Below are 21734 nucleotides of genomic sequence, written 5' to 3' on the forward strand. Positions count from 1 at the left end.
TCAAAGCGGAACCTCAACGTGATTAAGTAACATTTCGGCTGGTGAATGCTGAATGTGGGCTTGCTTAATCACCAGGCGGTGATTAACCACTGCCGGCATCACCGCCTGCACATCGTCCAGGCGGACAAAATCGCGTTCCTCGGTTCGGGCATAGGCTTTAGCCGCCCGTACAAGCGCCATGCCTGCTCGCGGACTTAAACCATGATTAAACCAGCCCTGATGGCGGCTGGCGGCCAGAATGGTCTGAATGTAGTCCAACACGGTGTCGGCGACGTGCACTTGAAGGCTTTGTTGTTGCCAGGTCAAAAGCTGTGCAACGGTACTGACTGGCGGCTGCTCAAGAATTTTACCATTTTCCGGTAGTTTCAGCAGTTGCCGTTCTGCTTCCGGGGGAGGGTAGCCAATGCTTAAGCACATCAGGAAACGATCCAGCTGTGATTCCGGTAGAAAGTAGGTGCCGGTTTGATGGGATGGATTTTGGGTGGCAATGACAAAAAAAGGTTCCGGCAGGGGCTGTGTGCCGTTTTCTGTGGTCACCTGGCGTTCTTCCATGGCCTCAAGCAGGGCGCTCTGGGTTCGTGGCGTTGCACGATTCACTTCATCGGCAAGAATGAGTTGTGAAAAAATCGGGCCGGCATGGAAACGAAACTGCTGTGTCGATGCATCAAAAATGGACACACCAATTAAATCACTGGGCAACAGGTCGCTGGTAAACTGAATGCGGCGGTATTGCATGCCGGTAAAATGAGCCAGGGCATGACTGAATGTGGTTTTGCCCATGCCCGGTATGTCTTCAAGAAGCAAATGCCCATTGGCAAGCAGGCAACTTATCCCCAGCCGAATCACTTCTTCTTTCCCGTAAAGGGCTTGGCTAAGTGCTTGTTCTAATTCTTTTATCATAGAGAAAATGATCCTGATTTCGTTACTATTAGTATAGAAAGACTTACTGGGCTTTACAGCCTGAGGTTGCGTAAAAAGTTTCAAAACGCGGTTGGCCTGTGTCTATACTAATAAGAATAAAGGGGTTTATTACCGGCAAGTCGACAGGACGTTATGGAGAGAAGAACAGCATTTAATCCTCTGGCATGCGTGCAGAAGGTCAGTCTATCGTGGCAAGAAATATTCTGAGAGCGCAGGTCAAGTTGCTTTATGATCAAATCCCCGTGGCCTTATTCGGAGAATGCCTGGCGGTTACCTCCATTTGTGTTGCGTTATGGACTGTCTTTGATCAACGGGTGTTGATCGGGTGGCTGCTTTACATGTTCATTGCCTCGGCTGCTTGGCGAGGTTACATTGTCTGGCGTTATCGGCATCATTATGAAGCGCGGAGCCAGAAAGCCTGGCTTACCCTGTTTGTTATTGGAGTATTGATTTCAAGCCTTGGCTGGGGATTTGCAGCCGGTGTCTTCATTCCGGTTGACAGTGTATTTCAACAGAATTTCGTGGTGATCGTGCTGTTAGGCATCACCGCCTCGGCCAGTTCGTATTATTCCCCCATTCGTTCCGTGTACATCGCTTTCCTGTTACCGGCTGTTTTACCCTATGCGTTTTGGCTTTTTGCCCAGGGCGGGGATAATATTCTTCTCGGCTATTGCGTGTTTCTTTATGTTTTTGTCATGCTGGGGTCCTCCCACTACTTGAATTCACTGGTGGTGTCCTCGCTGGAACTGCGTTTAACCAACATTGATTTGGGTTTTAATAACCAGCTTTTGGAAAAAAAGGTGGCGGAGCGCACCAATGCACTGGAAAAATCCTCTGATATCCTGCGTGCCAGCCTTGAATCAAGTGAATTTGGCGTGCTGGTGGTCGATAATCATGGCCATATTGAGTATTTTAACCAGACTTTTCTGGACATGTGGGAAATCCCTCAGGATGTTATCACGGGTTACACTTACCAGGATATCAGCCAGCATATTTTATCCAAACTGGAAAATCCGGACTCCTATGCCCGGAAAATGCAGCATTTTCATGAGCAGTCAGCGCATGAGTGGATCGATGAGCTGACCTGCAAGGACGGTAAATTTTTTGAGCTCTATGTCAAACCTCATGGTGCGGACAGAGGCAAGGCTGGGCATATCTGGCAGTATCGTGACATCAGTGAGCGAAAACAGATGGAGCATCAGCTGGCCTATCAGGCTAATCATGACCTCCTCACCAGTCTCCCGAACCGCACGTTGCTCTATGATCGCATCGAGCAGGGAATCGTTTACGCGCAACGTTTTCAAAATCATTTAACGCTGTTATTCCTTGACGTGGATAATTTTAAAATCATCAATGATTCATTGGGCCATAATGCCGGCGATCAATTGTTGCAGGAGGTCGCTGCCCGTTTAAAGGAGTGTGTACGTAAAAGCGATACGGTATCCCGTTTTGGTGGTGACGAATTTGTTATCCTGTTCATGAACAGCCGCAGGGAAGACATCACTGTGCTTGCTGATCATATTCTTAATAAAGTGACGCAGCCGATTAAACTCAGCGGCCATGACCTTGTTGTCACCACCAGCATCGGCATCAGCACTTACCCTCATCACGGCAAAGATGCCACGACTCTGCTGAAAAACGCGGACATGGCCATGTACTTTGCCAAGCGTCAGGGGAGAAATAATTATCAGCTGTACGATGAAGAAATCAATTACCAATCGCAAAAGAAACTCGAAATTCAAAGCCAGATTCGAAAGGCAATAAAAAACAAAGAATTTTTTATGTTGTATCAACCGATTATCCATATTGAAACGGGTGAAATCTGTGGCGTGGAGGCATTGATGCGCTGGCAACACCCCGATTTGGGTCTCCTGTTACCCAATGACTTTATTCTTGCCGCCGAAGAATGCGGACTCATTGTTCCCTTGGGAGAATGGGGAATCAGGACGGCCTGCCTGCAGAATGCTGCCTGGCAAAAAATGGGGCTGCCGCCAATCCGCATCGCCGTGAACGTGTCCTGCGTGCAGGTCAAGCGCGAGGGATTTATCGATACGCTGGAGGATATTCTTAAACAATCAAGAATGGACCCCGGTTATCTCGAAATCGAATTGACCGAGAGCACACTCATGGACAACACCAAGAAAATCATTTCCCTGTTACTGAAACTGGATTCCATCGGTATTGATTTTGTCATTGATGATTTTGGTACCGGGTATTCCAGCTTGAATTACCTGAAAAAATTCCCGGTAAACAAGCTTAAAATTGATCAGTGCTTTGTCCGTGATTGCACCCATGACAGCAATGATGCGTCCATCGTCGAGGCGATTATTGCCATGGGGCATGGGTTGAAGTTGAAAGTGATTGCCGAAGGGGTCGAAAACAGGGAACAATTGCAACTGCTTAAAGATCTCGGCTGTGATCAGGGGCAGGGCTATTATTTTGCCGAACCCCTGAGTGCCGATGATTTTGCCGACCTGCTTCGCCAGAATACCCTGCGCGCGATTGCCTCGCGCTAGAGGTTAATAGGGCTTACGGTAAGGGACATACACCGGTTCCCAGATGTGAGCGCGAATGCATTTTTCAATGTCAGCCTCGGTTTTATAATCAGCCCATTCACTTTTAACGGCTTCTTTAGCCACCGCCAGAGCCACCCGGTAGGACACTTCCCGCACGTCGTCAAGTGGGGGCAGCAGATTGGCATTTGGGTTTTGCAGGGCTGGCGAGCAGCTGGCTAAGGCTTTGGCGGCGGCCATGAACATTTTATCCGTGACCCGTCTTGCCTGAACGGCAATCAAACCAAGCCCCATGCCCGGGAAAATATAGACATTGTTGGTCTGATCAATACGGAAATCCTGACCGCGACGTTTGATTACGCCAAAAGGACTGCCTGTACCAATGACAGCGCGATCATCAGTCCATTGGATTAAATCCTGAGGAACCGCTTCACTGCGTGAAATCGGGTTGGAGAGTGGCATGATAATCGGACGTTCCACGTGGGCGGCCATTTCCCGAACCAATTCTTCAGTAAAGAGATTGGGCTGGCCGGAAACCCCCAACAGGGCATTGGGATGCAAGTTGCGAATGACGTCCTTTAAGCTGATTTCCGCATTGTTTTCGCATTGCCAGCCTGAAATGGCGGCGCGGGGTTTTAATAGTTGCTGTTGGAAGGGAAGGAGGCCGGTCATGCCCTCGAGCAGCAACCCGTTTCGATCAATCATGTAAATCTGCGACCGCGCCTGCGCTTCCGAAATGCCGTCTTCGATCATGGCATGCACAATCAGTTCGGCAATGCCGCAACCGGCCGATCCGGCGCCGACAATGACAATGCGTTGCTCGCTTAAGCGGATACCGGTCACCTGAACGGCGGCAAACAAGGTGCCTGTGGCGACAGCGGCTGTCCCCTGAATGTCGTCATTGAAGGTGCACAGCTGATCGCGATAGGTATTGAGCAAACGGGTCGCGTTTTGCAGGGCAAAATCCTCCCATTGCAGAAGAATATGGGGAAAACGTTTTTTAAGCGCCTGAACAAAACCATCAACAAAGTCATCGTATTCCTGATCACGAACCCGTTCATGCCGCCAGCCCATGTACAGGGGGTCCTTCAGCAAATCGCTATTATTTGTTCCGGTATCCAGTAACACTGGCAGGGTGGATGCGGGATGAATGCCTGCGCAGGCACAATACAGAGCCAGCTTGCCAATGGGAATGCCCATTCCGCCTGCGCCCTGATCCCCAAGTCCCAGGATGCGTTCGCCATCAGAGACCACGATGGCTTTAACATTATCAAAGCGGGGATTAGCAAGAATCATGTCGATTTTATCGCGGTAGGGGTAGGAAATGAACAAGCCGCGCGGGCGACGATAGATATGACTGAATCGCTGACAGGCGGAGCCCACCACCGGCGTGTAGACAATGGGCATGATTTCAGTGATGTGTTCACAAAGTAAACTATAAAACAGTGTTTCGTTCGAGTCCTGGAGATCGCGCATGTAGATGTATTTTTCCAATTCGCTGCTTTTGCTTTTAAAGGCTTCATAGGAGCGAGCACGCTGCTGGGCGAGGTTGCTTTCCTCAGGAGGCAACAGACCGAATAATTTAAAATCCACCCGTTCCTGGTTGCTGAAACCGGAGCCCTTATTCAGGATGGGGTTGGTAATCAGGGCGAAGTCCGTTGTTTTAACTTCGTAATAAATTTGCCCGTTGTCATCGGTTAATTGTTTATAATCCATCGAATTCTCCCTGAATAATGGCTTACCTTAAGTCTAGAGTTAAATGTTACTTTTTGTTTAATTTTTCAGTGATTTCTTCCACACTGGCCGGTGACCCAAAATACGCGCCCTGACCGTAGCGGCAGCCGACGCTGAGTAATTTATCAACAGTCACTTCGTCGGGAATGCCACAGGCCATGACACTCAATTCAAGAGCCGCGGCCATCTGAATGATGGTATGAACGATGCGCGTTTTCTTTTCATCCTGGACCATTTTTACCACAAAGGAGCGATCAATTTTGACTTCGCGTATGGGGAAATTGGTCAGGTAGACAAAGGAGGTGTAGCCAGTGGAAAAGTCCTTAATGGCAATTTGAATGCCCAGTTGCGTCAGCGGCATCAACGTGTGCAACGCACGGGCCTGATCACTCAGGCATGCTTTTTCGGTCAGGGCCAATTTCAGGTATTTTCCGTCAAGCTGGTGGGCAGTCAGCAAATCCTTAATCGTCGTCACCAGTTCCGGGTCGCCAATGTCCATGATCGACAAATCGACTTCGCCGTAGAGAGTATGGCCCTCTTTGTGCCAGAGAGACAATTGCTTGATTAATGTTTTTAACGAGAAAAAAGTGACTTTTTTGGCATAGCGGGTGTCGTTCATTAACTGGAAGAGCTTTTCTTCATTTAAAATTTCCCAATCAGCCAAATCCAGTTTGACTGAGCCTTCGACGCCGACTAGTTTTCCCGTGGCCAGTTCATAATGAGGCTGGAGCTGGATGACAGCCTGTTCAGCATCCATGATTTGTTCAAATTCATCCAGCATTTCCCGATTGATGGTGGTTCTTTCCTGAATGTCTTTGTGGTAAATCGCATAAGGCTTGCCCTCTTTTTTAGCAAAATAAATGCTGTCCGTGGCATGCATCATCAGCGTTTCAGCCTTGGTGCCATGGGTAGGGTAAAGGGCGGCGCCAATGGTGGTCATGATGTTCATGTTAATGCCTTCAATCATGAAGTTGACGGAGGTGTATTGCTGAATTCGATGCAGCAGTTCATCGATGTCCTGATGGGGGCTTAAACGCGGCAGGAGAATGGCAAATTCATCATTCCTTAACCGGGCGATCACATTCATGCCCATGTAGGCTTCGAGCATAAAAGGTTCAATCAGCAGGCTTTTTAACTTTTCGGCAAACTGTTTAAGAAAGCTGTTGGAATGAAACGTACCAAAACTGTAGCTAATCTCTTTGAAATCACTGATGCTTAAGACAAAAACGGCTGCCCTGCTTTCCTGATTTTCCTGTTCAATTTGAGTGATGGCCTGTTTGATTCTTTCCACAAACAGCTTGTAGTTTGGCAGGTTGGTCAGGCTGTCGTGGGTGCTTTCGTACTTGAGCTTGATTTCAAGATCGTCTTTTTTACTGGTTAATTCGCGGGTTTTATCACGAAGGATGGTTTCAGCCTTGTGCACAAGGCCATAGCAGAAGGATTGCCCCCAGTAAGCAAACATAAAGGGAGTGAGATCAAGGGCCCAAATGGCGGGATTGGTGGTCTGGGCTAAGACAATGCTCTCGAGGGAGATGTTGCCTGTGATTTGATACGCGACAATCAATGTCGCGATTAAAATACTTCCCAGCGAAATCAGCAAGCCAAGCAGCGAATACCGGTTCACATGGCTTTTCAAAACTTCCGAGTTAAGAATGGACATGGTGGAGTCACTCTTCTTTTTCTTGATAACCTTGTTTCGACAGGATTTAAAAAACCTTTAAGTTGGATTTGCCTAAACTTCATGCGTGGGCAAATCCATGGAATTTACAGGTTCACGGAAGGGGTAGTGTCGGAGCGATGTGCTGCGGCATTGAGCATAATAAGATGATGCTCCAGTTTTTTTGTCCATTTTTTCAGGCTTTGACAGGTTTCAATTTTTTTCACCCTGAAAAAGTCAGGTTCAAGTCCCTGGTCCTGCAATTGCTTTTTTAACTCCTCATCAATGCCAGCCAGTAAACAGCGTTTGACGCTGCTTGCGCAATTATTGACAATGAACGAGTACTTTTGATCTTTTTCCTCTGCCATAGCCTGCATGATTTTCTTTTCATCAAGACCAATGGTGACTGAATCTGCGGCAGGTAAATAAAGGGTCATGTCCGGGTGGCGGCCGACAGTAACGTTTGAGTCGGCGGTTACGAATGTGTTTTCGCGCAGCCTGAGGTCAATGTATTGGGCGCGCAGGATTTTTATCTCTTCCTCATCGCGGCCGTTGAGGCGCAGGGTAGCGCCGTCAAGCTGGTCTTTCCACGCCTGCTCTTCCTGCCGACGTTGCAGCAATTGCTCATCAAGACGTTGGTTATCGCGATGGTAATGTTTCTCCTGCTTTTTCTGAGTACGCAGCAGCCCCTCTTCTTTATGAACAAGCCGTTGCTGTTGCTTGGTCAGTTTGTTGATTTCCTTGGTTAATGCCAGAAATTGCGCATTGGATTGGTCATCCCGCTGTTCAAGCCTGGACAGATAACGATGGACGGTTTTTTTCCTGTTTAACTGCGTCTGTGTCTTCTGTTGCGTTTTTCTGTTTTTCTGCAATTCATACTGAAGTTGCTGCATTTTCTGTGTGTGACCAAGATCCAGGGTCTCCTTTTGCTGAAGGAGGTTTTTTTGTTGCGCCTGATTCTCTTCCAGTTTGACCTTGCTGAGTGTGAACGTGGCATGCAGTTCGGCAAATTCGGCCAGTTCCCCCTTTAGTTTCTGCTGTTGCAGACTGATCGCATTGTCTTTTCGGTATTGTAATGATGTATGTTTGATAGTGACGGGTTGAGTCGCGGTTTCTTCAAGGAGCATGTCCTCAGCATGGGTTTTAAATTCCGGTTTAATTCCTTTAACGCGGGGTTTGCTGTCGGTTAGTTTGAAAAACAGGTGTGCCGCTTCTTTTAATAATTTGGGGCGATCTTCAGGCCAGAAGCTTAAGGTAAAGCTATTACAGCGCACCCATTGAGGTTTATGGGAGGCATGGCCCTCTTTTTTTTCATCCACTGGCACAGCAATGGTTTTTAAGGTGGCTTTGCCTTTAAGGGGCTCCAGAGCCGTTTGAGAATAAGCAAAATGGGTTGAGTTCTCAGTGATGTCAAGCAGAAGGTTGACATGCCCGATGTGTTCATTGTTATCCTCGGAAGCCAGTAAAGGCCCAAAATAGCCGTGGGTGACTCGCTTTTTAAATAATTGGGTGGTCGAAAGCCAGATATTGACAGTAATCATAAATACAACTCGTTACAAAACCGCTTTTATTGTAGCAGTTTTAGATTAAGACAATGTTAAATTCTGCCTGTCAGGCCGGCTCTTTTATCCAACGCGGGCTCGCAGAGGATTGATAATGCATGAACCGGTTCAGTAAATCCAGCGGCGACTGACCAACAAGAATCCCTTGATGACAGCGGCTGTTAAAAAACCCTTCAGCGACGGCATGGTCCATGAACTGAAGAAGCAAATCATAATAACCGGCGGTATTCAATAAGCCACAGGGTTTTTGGTGATGGCCGAGCTGTGCTGAAACGACCATTTCAAAAAATTCATCCAGTGAACCGGCGCCGCCGGGCAGCATCAGAAAACCCTCGGCCAGACGGGCGATTAATTGTTTCCTTTCGGCCATGGAATGGACGATATGAAGTTCGGTTAAGCGCTCATGGGCAATGTCGACTTCCACCAGGGATTGGGGAATGACGCCGATGACTTTTCCTCCCTGGTTCAGAAGGCGGTTAGCCAGAATGCCCATGAGACCAACGGTTGCACCCCCATAAACCAGGGTAATGTTTTTATCTGACAGAGCATCCGCCAGGACCTCCGCCTGTTCGGCATACACGGCGGAGTGACCCAGGCTTGCGCCGCAAAAAACAGCCAGCGTCTTCATTGTGCAAAAATTCCTGTTAACCGGGATGGAGCTGGAAGGATACACTGTTTGTCAGAAAGTCAACAGCAGGGCAAAGCAAAGTAAAATAAAACATTTGATTTTATGGGAAAAAATCATTATCGTATCCCTTCGTTTTAGCTTGCAGGCCAGGTCCTCAACGTGTTGAAAACGCCGGATTTTTTTGATTTTTCTCAATTGTCCAGGGATGAAGCGGCTTGCCGGCTTCAGGAGTTCAACCTGCGGCTTACCGTCGATGAAGCCTTAACCATCCAGAATGAATTATTAAAACGTCCTCCGACCTACGCTGAATGCGTTCTCTGGTCCATTCAGGGCTCTGAACATTGTTCCTATAAAAGCAGCAGAAAACACCTTAAACACTTCATGACTGACGCGCCGCATGTGATTCTTGGACCCAAGGAAGATGCGGGTATCGTGGCTGTAGCCGCCGACCATGAAGGGCGGCGTTACGGCATTGCCATGAGCCATGAGTCACACAATCACCCATCGCAACTGGTGCCTTATGAAGGCGCGGCGACCGGGGTGGGTGGCAATGTTCGCGATGTGTGCTGTATGGGGGCCGAAGTGATTGCGGTCGCTGATAGTCTGCGATTTGGCCAACGTCATCGCCCTAAAACCCGTTGGCTGGAACAAGGAGTCGTTCGCGGCATTGCAGGCTATGCCAACCCCCTGGGTATCCCTAATCTGGCAGGCGATGTCGACTACGATGAAGGGTATAATGAAAATTGTCTGGTAACCGTCGTCACCCTGGGCGTTGTCCGCGAAGATCAGGTGATCCATTCCTGCGCACCGCCCAATGCGGACGACTATCATTTTGTTCTGGTCGGTAAACCGACGGACAACAGCGGTTTTGGCGGCGCAGCGTTTGCCTCATCCAATCTGGACAGCGAACGGGAAGAAGAAAACAAGGGCGCAGTTCAGGAACCGAATGCCTTCCTGCAGCGTCACCTGTTGAAAGCCAATGAGGCGTTTTTTACCTGGTTGCGTGAGCAAAACCTGATTAATCGGGTAGGGTTTAAGGATTTGGGCGCCGGCGGCATTGCCTGTGCCAGCGTGGAACTGGCCGAAGCCGGCGGTTATGGCGCTGAAATTGATTTGGAAACAGTGCCCACCAGCATGGCCAACCTCCCGCCTGCGGTTGTCCTGTGTTCCGAAACCCAGGAACGCTTCATGTGGGTCGTGCCCCAAAGCCTTGTCTCCGATTTGCTGAGTCATTACAACGAACGCTTTGCCCTGCCGGAAATTTGTGATGGCGCCAGGGCCACCGTCATCGGCCGTTTGCGTCAGGATGATCGCTACGTGGTGCGTTATCAGGGCAAGAGCCTGGTCGATGCGCGCGCAAAAGACATTACGCAGGGAATTTTATACGATAGACCCTACGTCAGCCGGCTGAGTCATTTCTCGGAGGTGAACCGGCCTCCCAGCCAGCATTTAACCGAGGACCTGCTCCGTTTGCTCGCTCATGAAACCATTGCTTCAAGAGCCCCCATTTATGAAATGTATGATAAACAGGTGCAGGGGCGCACGATTCTGGAGCGTGGCTGCGCCGATGCAGGGGTAATGGCCCCTTTTAACGAAGACAAATACCCGCAAGAAATTCAAAAAACCGCCATTGCCCTGGCGGTAGGACAAAATCCCAGGTTTAATAAAATCAGCGCCTATTGGGGTGCTGTCAATGCCGTCACTGAGGCGGTGCGTAAGGTGGTTGCGACGGGTGCCTGGCCCTGCGCGCTCACGGATTGCCTGTGTTTTGGCAATCCAGAAAAACCGGAGCAGATGGGTGAGCTTGTGGAGGCGGTCAAAGGGATCGCGGATGCGGCGGGCGCCGTGAAAATGCTTGATACGGGAGCGGGTTTGCCCATTATCTCAGGCAACGTATCGCTTTATAACGACTCTTCTGCCGGCGCTATTCCTCCAAGCCCCATGATCAGTTGTTTAGGCCGTATGCCCGATTACACCCGGGCAGTCACCTTCGATTTAAAACAACAAGGCTCGGTACTGTACCTCATCGGCGAGCGGCGCCAACAGGGCGGCGGCAGCGTCTATGATGCCCTCCATTCCTGTGCCGCCACGGATATTCCTCAGCCTAATCTTGCTGTTTTTCAGGCCGAATTACGGGCTGTGTATGACGCGATTCAACGTCAGTTCGTTCTTGCCGCCCATGCCATCACGCGCGGCGGTCTTGCGGTGGCTGTCGCCGAAATGGCGTTTAAAAACAACGTCGGCGTCGATATTACCCCGCCTGCCGCTACCGCATTAGTCCCCTGGTTATTCGCGGAAGAGGGCGGCTTTATCCTGGAAGTACCGCCGCAGCACACCCGTGCAATTGAACAATTATTCAAAGAAAGCGCTGTTCCCTGTGTCGCTATCGGCGAGACAACGGCTTCCGCTACCCTGACAGTGCATTCAGCCATTCATTTACCCCTGGCCCTGGCTCGCGAGGCCTGGGAAAACGGTTTACGTGAAGGAGATTGTTGTGACAAGCATTGATTACAAGGCGGCCGGGGTGGATGTCGAAGCCGGTAACCGGGCTGTGCGAAGCATTAAAGCGGCCGTGGAGAGCACCTTCTCACCGCACGTATTAACCGGAATTGGTCATTTTGCGTCGATGTTTGATTTAAAACCCTTACTGGAGGAATATGAGCATCCAGTCATGGTGCAAAGCATTGACGGTGTCGGCACGAAAATGATGGTGGCGAAACGGATGCAAAAGTTTGATACCATCGGCATGGATTTAGTCAGCGCCACCACCAACGACATCATAGTCCTCGGCGCCAAACCCCTGACTCTGCTGGATTACATTGCCAATGATAAACTCGATGCTGCCATTGTTGAACAAATCGTCAGCGGCATGGTCGTTGCCTGCCGGGAAAATCAGATTTCGCTGGTGGGCGGTGAAACCGCGGAAATGCCCGGTACTTACGTGTCCGGGGAGTTTGACCTGGTTGGTGTGATTACCGGCGTGGTTGACAAGCACAAGGCAATTACTGGAAAAACCATCTGTGAAGGCGACAGCGTGGTGACGTTTCCTTCCAGTGGGCTGCATACCAACGGTTACTCGCTGGCACGCAAACTGTTTTTTGGGGTCTTAGGTCTTGATGTCGACAGTTATCATCACGATTTGGGACGCACCATTGGCGAGGAATTGTTAACGCCTCATCTCAATTACACGCAACCCGTCCATCGCATTTTAGCGCAAGGCCTCACCATCAAAGGCATGGCCCACATTACTGGTGGCGGTTTATTGGAAAATATTCCACGTATCCTGCCGCCGCATTGTGGGGTGGAAATTGAAAAAAAACGCATCCCGCATTTGCCTGTTTTTGATGTCATGAAGCAGTTGAGCCGCCTGGATGATGAGCACATGTTTCGCACTTTTAACATGGGGGCTGGCCTGGTTTTAATTCTTTCGCCTCAGGACTTGAGCGCGGTCAGGGAAGTTCTGCAGAAATCTTATTCCCTGCCTGTCTATGAAATTGGCAAGGTTGTTCGCGGCCCGCAACAGGTGACCTTACTATGATACGGATTGGATTGCTGCTCTTTCCCGGTTCCAATTGCGAGCGTGAAACCGCGATGGCGGTAAAACGGGCAGGCATGCATCCGGTTGACGTGTTATGGAATGTACCACCCGAGACACTGCGAGCATTGGACGGTTTTATTCTGGTGGGTGGTTTTTCTTACGAAGACCGTTCCCGTGCCGGTATTATCGCAGCGCTTCAGCCCATTATGCAGGAAATCAAACAGCAAAGCCGCCTCGGTAAACCCATTCTGGGTATCTGTAACGGGGCGCAGATCCTCGTTGAGGCCGGGCTGGTACCCGGCTTGGCTGATGCCGAGGGGCAAATGGCATTGACTGAAAACCGCCGTATCCGCCAGGGCCACCTGCTCGGTACCGGTTTCTACAACGCGTGGGTCACGCTCTGCCTGAGCGAGGGACATCAAGCCAATGCCTTTACCCGTCATCTGAATGCCAGCGACAGGCTTCACCTTCCCGTTGCGCATGCCCAGGGGCGTTTTGTCATGCCGGATGGCTTATTGCAGCAACTCATTGCCCGCGGATTAAACCTGTTGCAATATTGCGATGCCGAAGGCCGGATTGTGGATCATTTCCCGGTAAACCCTAACGGCTCAGTCAACAACCTTGCTGCAGTCGGCAATGCCGCCGGTAACGTGTTGGCGATAATGCCGCACCCGGAGCGCACGGTGAATGGCGATAAACTGTTTACGTCCATGCGCGAGTACATTGAAACAGGCATTCGCCCTGCCGTCTCAGTCGATTGCCCGGCCCGCACTGCATCGGGATCTTATGAGACTTACCGTCAGGCCGCCCAGGCTCACCAATGCCTGGTGAAGTTAACCATCACAGACAATCAGGCCATGACCGTGCAAAAAACCCTGCAGGCAATGGGTATTCCGGTGCGCGTGCATCGTTATGTGCATTGGGAGTTGATTGGTCCGGACGCCGCGATGATGCAGGCCATAAAACAGGCAGGCGTGTTGTTTTGCGACCGCAAGGAACAGGAAATGCCGACCGACGCCATTCATCAGGCCAGGGCAATGTCCTATTTGGTTCGAGCCAAAGACGATGTCCACGGTCAGGACATGCGGCAAACCTTAATTGGCCAGTATGGTTTTGAGGCCGTGAAAATGGTTCATCACGGCATAGTCTGGCAGTTTGAGAGTGGTGACGCCGATGTCACCACCCTGATTGATAGAATTCTTTCCATCAACATGATAGGGAATCCATACGCTCATGAATGCTATCGCTACGACACCTCGCTATCAGGATGACATTCGCGCCCAGTGGCCGTTTCTTCTCGATAGGACCCATCTGCCCATTAATCACCGCACCCAGGGCAAAGTCCGGGATGCCTATGATTTGGGTGAGCATATTCTACTCGTTACCACCGATCGCCTGACTGCATTTGACCGGCCCCTGGCGTTGATTCCCTGCAAAGGACAGGTGTTGAACCTCACCAGTGCCTGGTGGTTTGAGCAAACAGCCAGTCTGGTTCCCAATCATGTGATTGCTGTGCCGGATCCCAATGTGGTGGTCGCAAAAAAATGCCAGGTTTTTCCCATTGAATTTGTGGTACGAGGCTACATTACCGGAACAACGGACACGTCCTTATGGACCCAGTATCAACAAGGCGTACGCCAGTATTGCGGCATTACCTTCCCTGAAGGCCTGAAAAAAAATCAAGCCCTGGAGCGGCCGGTACTTACCCCGACAACCAAGGAAAAAATTCATGATCGTCCCATTTCACCGGACGAGATCATTGCAGAACACTGGATGACGGAAGAACACTGGGTAAAAGCCAGTGCGCTGGCACTGACGTTGTATCAACGCGGTGTGGAATTGGCGGCCCAGCATGGATTGATTCTAGTGGATACCAAATACGAGTTTGGGGTAGACGACGCAGGCAATGTGCTGGTTGTCGATGAAATCCATACTCCCGATTCCAGCCGTTACTGGCTGGCCTCGTCTTATCAGGAGCGCCTGGCGGCAAGCCTTGAGCCGGAGAACATCGATAAGGAATTTTTAAGGTTGTGGTTTGCCAAACACTGCGATCCCTATCACGACAAGGACTTGCCGCAGGCTCCACAGGCGTTGGTTGAACAGTTATCCGAACGCTATATTCAATTGTATGAAATGATTACCGGAAAACCGTTTGACTTTCCAACCCACCACGAACCGGTCGAGCAGCGCATTTTAAGAAATATTGCCCCTTACTTACGATAGGCGAACGTCATGTGCGGAATAGTAGGGATTTACAGCGTGGAACCCGTTGCCTCCGAGCTATTGGATAGCCTCGTGCATTTGCAGCATCGCGGTCAGGATGCGGCCGGTATTCTGACCAGTGACCAGCGTTTTTATGTCAAACAGGGCCTGGGGCTGGTAAGAGAAATCTTCACAGCGGAGAACGTTCAGTCCCTGCACGGAACCATAGGCATTGCTCACTCCCGCTACCCTACTGCGGGAGGATACAGCGAAGCCGATATTCAACCCCTGTGGATCGGCAGCCCGCGCGGCATTGCCTTGGCCCATAATGGCAACCTGTCCAATTACCAGGAGTTAGCCGATGAAATCCGGCTGAATCAATACCGCCATCTCAATTCCTCACTCGATTCGGAAGTGCTGTTATTAATGCTGGCAGATCAATTGGCCAAGGGGGCTTTTGGTTATGAAAACGATGAAGCCTTTTTCGAATTGCTCTGCGAGGCCGTAGCCCACCTTTTTGATCGGGTGCAAGGCGCCTACTCCATTGTCAGCGTCATCATCGGCAAAGGGCTGGTTGCTTTCCGCGATCCGTACGGCATAAGGCCCCTGGTTATGGGAAGCCGCGACAATCAATCTGGCCATCAGGACATCATGTTTGCTTCCGAAACCACGCCGTTTTATGCGCTGGGGTTTAAGGATGAGGGCGATATCGACGCTGGGGAGGTGGCTTTCGTCAGTTTAAGCGGCAAGGTCTACCGTCGGGTTATTCGCCGCAAAGACTTTCGCCCCTGTGTCTTTGAATACGTCTACTTTGCCCGTCCGGATGCGACGCTGAATCATGTCAGTGTGTATCGGGCGCGTTTGCGCATGGGGCAGAATTTAAGTCGACAATGGCAAAAAAAATACCCCAATATTATTCCCGATGTCGTGATTCCGGTGCCGTTTACCGCCAACACCTCCGCCATGGCGTTTGCGCATGAACTGGGTGTGCGTTATTCCGAAGGGCTTTATAAAAATCCGTTTATTGGTCGCACCTTTATTATGCCTAATCAAAAGGCAAGAAAACAGAGCATTGGTTACAAATTGACACCACAGCGTACTGAAATTGAAAACAAATCGGTGTTGATTGTTGATGACAGCCTTGTGCGTGGAACCACGTCGCGCGAGATTGTCAAAATGGTCAGGGCGCTTGGGGCAAAGAACATTTATTTTGTCTCCACATCGCCCGCCTTGAAAAACCCTTGCTTTAGCGGCATTGATATCCCTTCGCGGGGTGAATTGATCGCGGCCAACATGAGTGAAGCGGAGATAGCCTGTTTTATTGGCGTTGATATCCTGATGTACCAGACTCAGGAGGATTTAATCGAGGCGGTGACTCGCCGTGGCCAGCATCGCATCAAAAAGCCCTGCATGGCGTGTATGGATGGTGATTATTTTTGCTCATCCATCACGACGGCCAAAATGCAGCAATTGGAACAGCAACGGCAACAATTACGTCTTGAACTAAAAGAAGAGGAATTGACCAGGTGAATATTCTTGTTATTGGCTCAGGGGCTCGGGAACAGGCGTTGGTTCATGCCTTGCACCGCTCACCGCAAACCCCCTCGCTGTTCTGTTATGGGCCATCATTCAATCCGGGTATTGGCTGTCTGACAAGCCAGTATGCCTGCGGGGACATCACCCATTGTGAGGCGGTCGTGACCCAGGCACTGGCATGGGGCATTGACTTGGCCCTTATTGGCCCGGAAGCGCCGCTTGAAAAGGGTTTGGCGGATGCCTTGTGGCTGGCGGGTATTGCAGTCATTGGCCCTCGCAAAGCGGCTGCCCGAATTGAGACCAGTAAGCAGTTTGCCCGCCATTTAATGAAAAAACACGCCATCGCGGGGCTACCGGCTTACAGTCAGTTTGATTCCATGCAGGGTATTGAAGACTATTTAAAGCGTCTGGGTGAGGGGCAGTATGTCATTAAAGCCGACGGCCTGATGGGAGGCAAGGGGGTTAAAGTGGCAGGAGAACACCTGCACTCGCTGACTGAAGCCCTGAGTTATTGCCAAAGCCTTCTGGCTGAAGGTCAATCCTTGATTATCGAAGAAAAGTTAATCGGTGAAGAGTTCTCGTTCATGGCCTTTGCGGATGGCAAAACCCTGGTGCCGATGCCACTGGTCCAGGACCACAAGCGGGCTTATGAAGGGGATATAGGGCCCAATACCGGCGGTATGGGCAGTTATTCGGCCGCGGATCATGGCCTGCCTTTCCTGTCAACGGCTGACATTGAAGCGGCCTGGGCTATCAATCAGTCGGTTTATCATGCCTTGCAGCTTGAATTGCCACAGCCCTACATCGGCTTTTGGTATGGCAGTTTTATGGCGACAGCCCGGGGGGTGTCTGTCATTGAGTTTAATGCGCGGCTGGGTGATCCGGAATCCCTGAATGTCCTCTCCCTGCTTGAAAGCGACCTGGTGGACCATTGCATCGCCATGGTGCAGGGCGAACTGAATGCCGCCGACGTGCGTTTCGCCCCGTATGCGACCGTGTGCAAATACACCGTCCCTCAGGGTTATCCAGATGCCCCCCTTAAACAATTTCCAATTGATTGCAGTCTGATTCAGGATCCGTCTCATTTTTATCTGGCGGCGGTTCATCAGCAGGGTGAGCAATTGGTGGCAACAGGGTCAAGAACCGCGGCCTATGTCGGAATTGGTGCGACATTGGCTGAGGCGGAAAAAAAAGCCGAAGCGGAGATTGCCCGTGTTGCGGGTCCCCTGTATCACCGGCGCGACATCGGCACCTCCGAGCGGGTTGAAGCCCGCAGGGCTCACATGAACCGGTTGCGCCAGCCATGATCCGGCTTGGCATTCTGGGCTCCACCCGGGGAACCAATCTATTGGCATTGCAGGAAGCGATAGCCGGCAAAAAACTGGCTGCCCGCATTGAATTGGTCGTTAGTAATAAAGCCGAGGCTTTAATTCTTGAAAAAGCCAGGCATTCGGCTATCCCTGCTTTTTTTGTTGATCCCACCGGCTTAACCCGTCCAGATTATGATCAGCAACTGAACCAGGTGTTTCGCCGTTTTGATGTGGAATTGATTGTTCTTATTGGCTATATGCGCATTTTATCAGCCCCCTTTGTTCAAACCTGGCGGCAGCAGATCATCAATGTTCATCCTTCCTTATTGCCTGCTTTTTCAGGATTAATGGATTTGGATGTTCACCGCGCGGTATTGGGGGCGGGAGAGACACAAAGCGGTTGTACCGTGCATTACGTTACCGAGGACGTGGATGCCGGTCCGATTTTAATTCAAAAAACCTGTCCGGTTTATGCTGACGACACGCCAGACAGGTTGCGAAGCCGTGTGCAGCAGTTGGAAGGGCACGCGTTAGTGGCAGCTATTGCGCGCATTGCAGCCAATGCCTCCCGGAAAACAATTATTAATTAATCAGGAAAGGAATATGTCAAAAATTCTTGTGTCACTGCTTATGGGTTCAAACTCCGATTGGACCATTATGGAAGAGTGCAGTTTAATACTGAAAAAATTTCAGATCCCGCATGAAGCCCGTGCCTTGTCGGCGCATCGCACCCCGGAGGCGCTGAGTGAGTATATGCAGTCCGCCGAAGCGCGAGGGGTTGAGGTGTTTATCGCCGCCGCAGGGGGAGCTGCGCATTTACCCGGTGTGGTGGCATCTAAAACCCTGCTGCCGGTATTGGGGGTACCCATGCCGTCATCAACGTTTGGCAATGGACTGGATGCCTTATTGTCCATCGTGCAAATGCCGGCAGGTATTCCTGTGGGTACATTGGCCGTAGGCAAGCCAGGGGCTGCCAATGCAGCAATCCTGGCTGCCATGATCCTTGCCAATAAATACCCGCAATACCGTCAGGCCGTCAGTGAACATCGCCAGGCGCAGGCTAAGAAAGTATTGGAATGCGCTGAACTGGCAGACTGTCCGGCCTGATGAAAATAGCCCGCCGCTGTGGGCTGGCTGTTATTCATCCACACGGGTTAATGGCGGTAAACCCGGACGATCCGGTCGTGTCGGTTCTGGCCTTGTGAGGATGGGCGGCTTGCGGCGGCGCTCCTGCTGTCCGCCGCTGACCTGTTTTAAATGCTCTTTACTTAACTGGCCCTTTTTGGTCTTGTGTTTGCTCATCATTAACCTCTCTTATTCACTGGAACCTTGACGGTGCCTGATTCTTGCTTCATCCACATACCGGGGTCTTGATCGATCCCGTCTCTCATGGGATCCGCCCGAGACTTGACCTAATTCATCGGGATTGATGGATTTATCGGGCTTGCCTGTGGGTTTTTGCGGTTGACGTTTCATTTCATCCCCTCGCTGGAAAGACTGTTTAAGTATAGAATATTTGTACTGGATTTGATCAATCGATGAGTTGACGCGTGGCCATTTGACGAAAAAGACCGTCTTCAGCCATTAATTGGGAATAAGAACCGCATTGAACCACCTGGCCCTGGTCCATCACCAGAATAAGGTCTGCTTTCTCGATGGTGGTCAGACGATGCGCAATCACCACGCGGGTGATGTTGAGTTGTGCAAGGCTTTGAATAACAATGGCCTGGGTGACGTTATCCAGCGCGCTGGTGGCTTCATCGAAAAACAGCAATCGTGGCTTTTTGGCCAGTGCGCGGGCAATCAATACCCGTTGCCGCTGCCCCCCTGACAATGTGCCGCCGCGTTCGGAAATGACGGTGTGCATACCCATCGGCATTTTTTCGATGTCGGCAGCAAGGCCGGCCATGCCGGCCGCGTCCCAGGCTTCATCGAGACTGAGGAGGGCTGAGCCCGCAATGTTTTCAAACAGGGTGCCCGAAAGGAGCGTGCTGTTTTGCAGGACGACGCCGCATTGTTCGCGCACGCGTTGCACGTTGAACTGCTTGATGTCATGGTCATCGAAAAAAAGATTGCCCTGATCGGGTTTTTCAAATCCCAGGAGAAGGCGAAGCAGGGTCGATTTGCCTGAGCCGGAAGGACCGGTAATTGCCACGTATTGCCCAGGATGAATAGTGAACGACACATTTTTAATCACCGGTTGTTCTTTGGTATAGGAAAAGCGCAGATGGTCGACTTCAATCTTTCCCTTCAGTACTCCAGGATCCCGTTTGCCAGCATGGGTTTCAGGAAGGGCCTCAAGAATGGGGGCTGCCCGTTTCAGCAAAGGGATGCTGTTAATCAGCGTACCGGCGATGTCGGTTAGGCCAAGCATGCCGGCGGTGAATTGTCCAAGGGTGGCATTAAACGCCAGAAACAGTCCGAGACTCAATGTGTCGGTACGGTGCAGAAACTGGGTGAACACCACGACGGACAGGAGGGTTAAAAAGAAGCTGTTGAGACTGGCCAGCAACGCACTGGCATGGTTAGCGCGGTAGGCGGCCTGTTTGATTTGACTGTTTTTAATGGCCCACTGGGAAAAGGCGGTTTTTTCCCGTCCCGAGCTTTGAATTTTACCAATGCCGCCAAGTAACTGCACTACCATGCCTGACAAGTCGCCCTGCAGGGTTTCCTGCTCCTTGTAATGCCGTAATTGCCTGAGACTGATAAGCAGGGTATAGGCACAAACGGCAAGAATAATGAGCATTGCTGTCACGGCGAGGCTTAGGTCATAATAAAATAATAAAATCAGGCTGAACAAAGAAAAAATGCCGCTGAGCAGGGAGTTGACCACTACGCCGGCTAACAGCGTGCGGATGTGGCTGATTGCCATGGCCCGCTGCGTCAGATCCCCGGTGGTGAATTGTTTGAAAAAAGTCACCGGCAGGCGGATTAGACGATCCCAGATGGCCACTTCAAGGTTTAGGTTTAAGCGACTGCTTAATCGCAGAACGGTAATGGTGCGTACCAATTCAAATAGACCAGCGGAAAAGGCGGCAACCAGGAGTGCCAGAATAATTTGCTGCAATTGGCTGATGTCGCCGGCGGGGACGACCTGTTCGAATAGAATCCCGGTAAACCACGGGGTGACCAGACTGAGCAGTGCTGCCAGAGAGCCCACACTCAACAGGCGAATCAGGTCGCGCTGGCCGCCCCGGAAGGCAAAGGGGATCAACTCTTTTATTTTCAACGGCTTTTGCGGCAAGGGACAATACATTTGCCAGGCCTCTCTGGAAAAAACAGCCGCGTCCTTTGGGGTGAGTTTTTTACTGATTCCCTGAACCGGATCAATCAACAACAGGCCCCGGGTCAGGGTAGGCAGGGCCAGGTAATAGGCTTTGTCTTCAGGCTTTTGCAGCAGCAGTGGATGGGTGGCGCCGCGCCACCAGGCGCTGTTTAATTGCACGGGACGAATGGCCATGCCGGTTTTCAGGTTGATTTCCTGAATCTCATCGACGTGAACATGCTCAGGAAGTGCCAGTTGATAGAAGGCGGCTGTTCGTTGTACACAATAGGTCAGGGTATCTTGCCACCCGGTTTGGGCAATAGCCTGCTTGCTTCCAAGCGTGGAAATCATCGACAGATACGCCCGTTTTAATCGGTTGTTTTCTATTTTTTTCCTTTGGCGGGCGCGCTCCTCTTCCTGCTCCCCTACCCATTCACTGGCTTGAACCAGGGCAGGGAAAATCGATTTAAAGAATTCCTTGCCGGCAGCCACCCGTTGCGACGTGCCGCTGTGGGTATCGATGAGTGGGCTTACTTTGTCATCGAAAGGGGTGTTGTTAAGGTAGTTGACAAAATGCTGCTGCCAGGCTTTAAGAGAGGCCTGCTGCTCGTCTTTATTCAGCGAGGTGTCCGTCATAACCTGCAACGCCGTGTCTGTACCGCAGGAAGCAAGGAGCTGCCAGCCGGTTTCAGGTGAGTGCCCCTTAAGCCCAAGAAGCACATCGCCGGGTTGGCAATGGCCGACAAGATACCGTCGATAAGGGCCTTCGCCTGGTACAAGAAACAGATCAACATGGCCTTGCAGCAGCAGGTAGTGTCTGTCGCTTTGCAGGAGATTCCATTCGTGCGGGGGAGCATGGTCTGTCATT

The 21734-nt window shown here is 50.9% G+C and carries 17 protein-coding genes; 9 read left to right on the top strand and 8 right to left on the bottom strand.

Features of this window, described 5'->3' with window-relative positions:
* Nucleotides 1–900 (bottom strand): MoxR family ATPase, encoded by a 900-nt coding sequence (locus GH742_RS03965; protein ID WP_203456195.1) that lies wholly within the window; start codon nt 898–900, stop codon nt 1–3.
* Nucleotides 901–1109: 209 nt separating this feature from the next.
* Here GH742_RS03965 and GH742_RS03970 point away from each other — a divergent pair, with 209 nt between their 5' ends.
* The gene (locus GH742_RS03970; RefSeq protein WP_239005273.1) at nt 1110–3437 is read left to right on the top strand and encodes a bifunctional diguanylate cyclase/phosphodiesterase; all 2328 of its coding nucleotides are present in this window, start codon (nt 1110–1112) and stop codon (nt 3435–3437) included.
* A 3-nt stretch (nt 3438–3440) separates the two neighbouring features.
* On the opposite strand, the gene GH742_RS03975 is transcribed toward GH742_RS03970, so the two are convergent.
* The 4 genes from GH742_RS03975 to GH742_RS03990 all read right to left on the bottom strand — a co-directional run bounded on the left by GH742_RS03975 (nt 3441) and on the right by GH742_RS03990 (nt 9015).
* A complete protein-coding gene (locus GH742_RS03975) occupies nt 3441–5150 on the bottom strand; it encodes an NAD-dependent malic enzyme (protein ID WP_203456197.1) in 1710 nt (569 codons plus the stop codon).
* A gap of 46 nt (nt 5151–5196) precedes the next feature.
* Nucleotides 5197–6828, bottom strand: coding sequence for a bifunctional diguanylate cyclase/phosphodiesterase (locus GH742_RS03980; protein ID WP_203456198.1), 1632 nt, complete (start codon nt 6826–6828; stop codon nt 5197–5199).
* Nucleotides 6829–6932: 104 nt separating this feature from the next.
* Nucleotides 6933–8366, bottom strand: coding sequence for a hypothetical protein (locus tag GH742_RS03985; RefSeq protein ID WP_203456199.1), 1434 nt, complete (start codon nt 8364–8366; stop codon nt 6933–6935).
* A gap of 70 nt (nt 8367–8436) precedes the next feature.
* The gene (locus tag GH742_RS03990) at nt 8437–9015 is read right to left on the bottom strand and encodes a TIGR00730 family Rossman fold protein (RefSeq protein WP_203456200.1); all 579 of its coding nucleotides are present in this window, start codon (nt 9013–9015) and stop codon (nt 8437–8439) included.
* Between the two features lie 159 nt (nt 9016–9174).
* Here GH742_RS03990 and purL point away from each other — a divergent pair, with 159 nt between their 5' ends.
* From purL to purE, 8 genes are read left to right on the top strand one after another with little or no spacing between them, the layout of a single operon-like run.
* Nucleotides 9175–11523, top strand: a complete 2349-nt coding sequence (gene purL / locus GH742_RS03995; protein ID WP_203456201.1) for a phosphoribosylformylglycinamidine synthase subunit PurL — start codon at nt 9175–9177, stop codon at nt 11521–11523.
* Nucleotides 11510–12553, top strand: coding sequence for a phosphoribosylformylglycinamidine cyclo-ligase (gene purM, locus GH742_RS04000; RefSeq protein ID WP_203456202.1), 1044 nt, complete (start codon nt 11510–11512; stop codon nt 12551–12553). Before purL ends, purM begins: the two co-directional genes overlap by 14 nt.
* Nucleotides 12550–13824, top strand: coding sequence for a phosphoribosylformylglycinamidine synthase I (gene purQ, locus GH742_RS04005; protein WP_203456203.1), 1275 nt, complete (start codon nt 12550–12552; stop codon nt 13822–13824). The genes purM and purQ overlap by 4 nt, the downstream gene beginning before the upstream one ends.
* Nucleotides 13787–14776 (top strand): phosphoribosylaminoimidazolesuccinocarboxamide synthase, encoded by a 990-nt coding sequence (locus GH742_RS04010; protein WP_203456204.1) that lies wholly within the window; start codon nt 13787–13789, stop codon nt 14774–14776. The genes purQ and GH742_RS04010 overlap by 38 nt, the downstream gene beginning before the upstream one ends.
* Nucleotides 14777–14785: 9 nt before the next feature.
* Entirely contained in the window at nt 14786–16285 is a 1500-nt protein-coding gene (gene purF / locus GH742_RS04015; RefSeq protein ID WP_203456205.1) for an amidophosphoribosyltransferase, read from the top strand.
* On the top strand, nt 16282–17598 hold the full coding sequence (gene purD / locus GH742_RS04020) for a phosphoribosylamine--glycine ligase (protein ID WP_203456206.1): 1317 nt from the start codon (nt 16282–16284) through the stop codon (nt 17596–17598). Before purF ends, purD begins: the two co-directional genes overlap by 4 nt.
* Nucleotides 17595–18191, top strand: coding sequence for a phosphoribosylglycinamide formyltransferase (purN, locus tag GH742_RS04025; RefSeq protein ID WP_203456207.1), 597 nt, complete (start codon nt 17595–17597; stop codon nt 18189–18191). The genes purD and purN overlap by 4 nt, the downstream gene beginning before the upstream one ends.
* A gap of 13 nt (nt 18192–18204) precedes the next feature.
* On the top strand, nt 18205–18708 hold the full coding sequence (gene purE / locus GH742_RS04030) for a 5-(carboxyamino)imidazole ribonucleotide mutase (RefSeq protein ID WP_203456208.1): 504 nt from the start codon (nt 18205–18207) through the stop codon (nt 18706–18708).
* A 30-nt stretch (nt 18709–18738) separates the two neighbouring features.
* Here purE and GH742_RS04035 read toward each other — a convergent pair whose 3' ends face one another.
* From GH742_RS04035 to GH742_RS04045, 3 genes are read right to left on the bottom strand one after another with little or no spacing between them, the layout of a single operon-like run.
* Nucleotides 18739–18906 carry a hypothetical protein gene (locus GH742_RS04035; protein ID WP_203456209.1) on the bottom strand — a complete coding sequence of 56 codons (168 nt, stop codon included), beginning with the start codon at nt 18904–18906 and terminating at the stop codon, nt 18739–18741.
* Nucleotides 18907–18915: 9 nt separating this feature from the next.
* A complete protein-coding gene (locus GH742_RS04040; protein ID WP_203456210.1) occupies nt 18916–19077 on the bottom strand; it encodes a hypothetical protein in 162 nt (53 codons plus the stop codon).
* A gap of 55 nt (nt 19078–19132) precedes the next feature.
* Nucleotides 19133–21733, bottom strand: coding sequence for an NHLP bacteriocin export ABC transporter permease/ATPase subunit (locus tag GH742_RS04045; protein ID WP_203456211.1), 2601 nt, complete (start codon nt 21731–21733; stop codon nt 19133–19135).
* Nucleotide 21734: the final 1 nt, after the last annotated feature.

Source organism: Legionella sp. MW5194, from assembly GCF_016864235.1.
Lineage (GTDB): Bacteria > Pseudomonadota > Gammaproteobacteria > Legionellales > Legionellaceae > Legionella_C.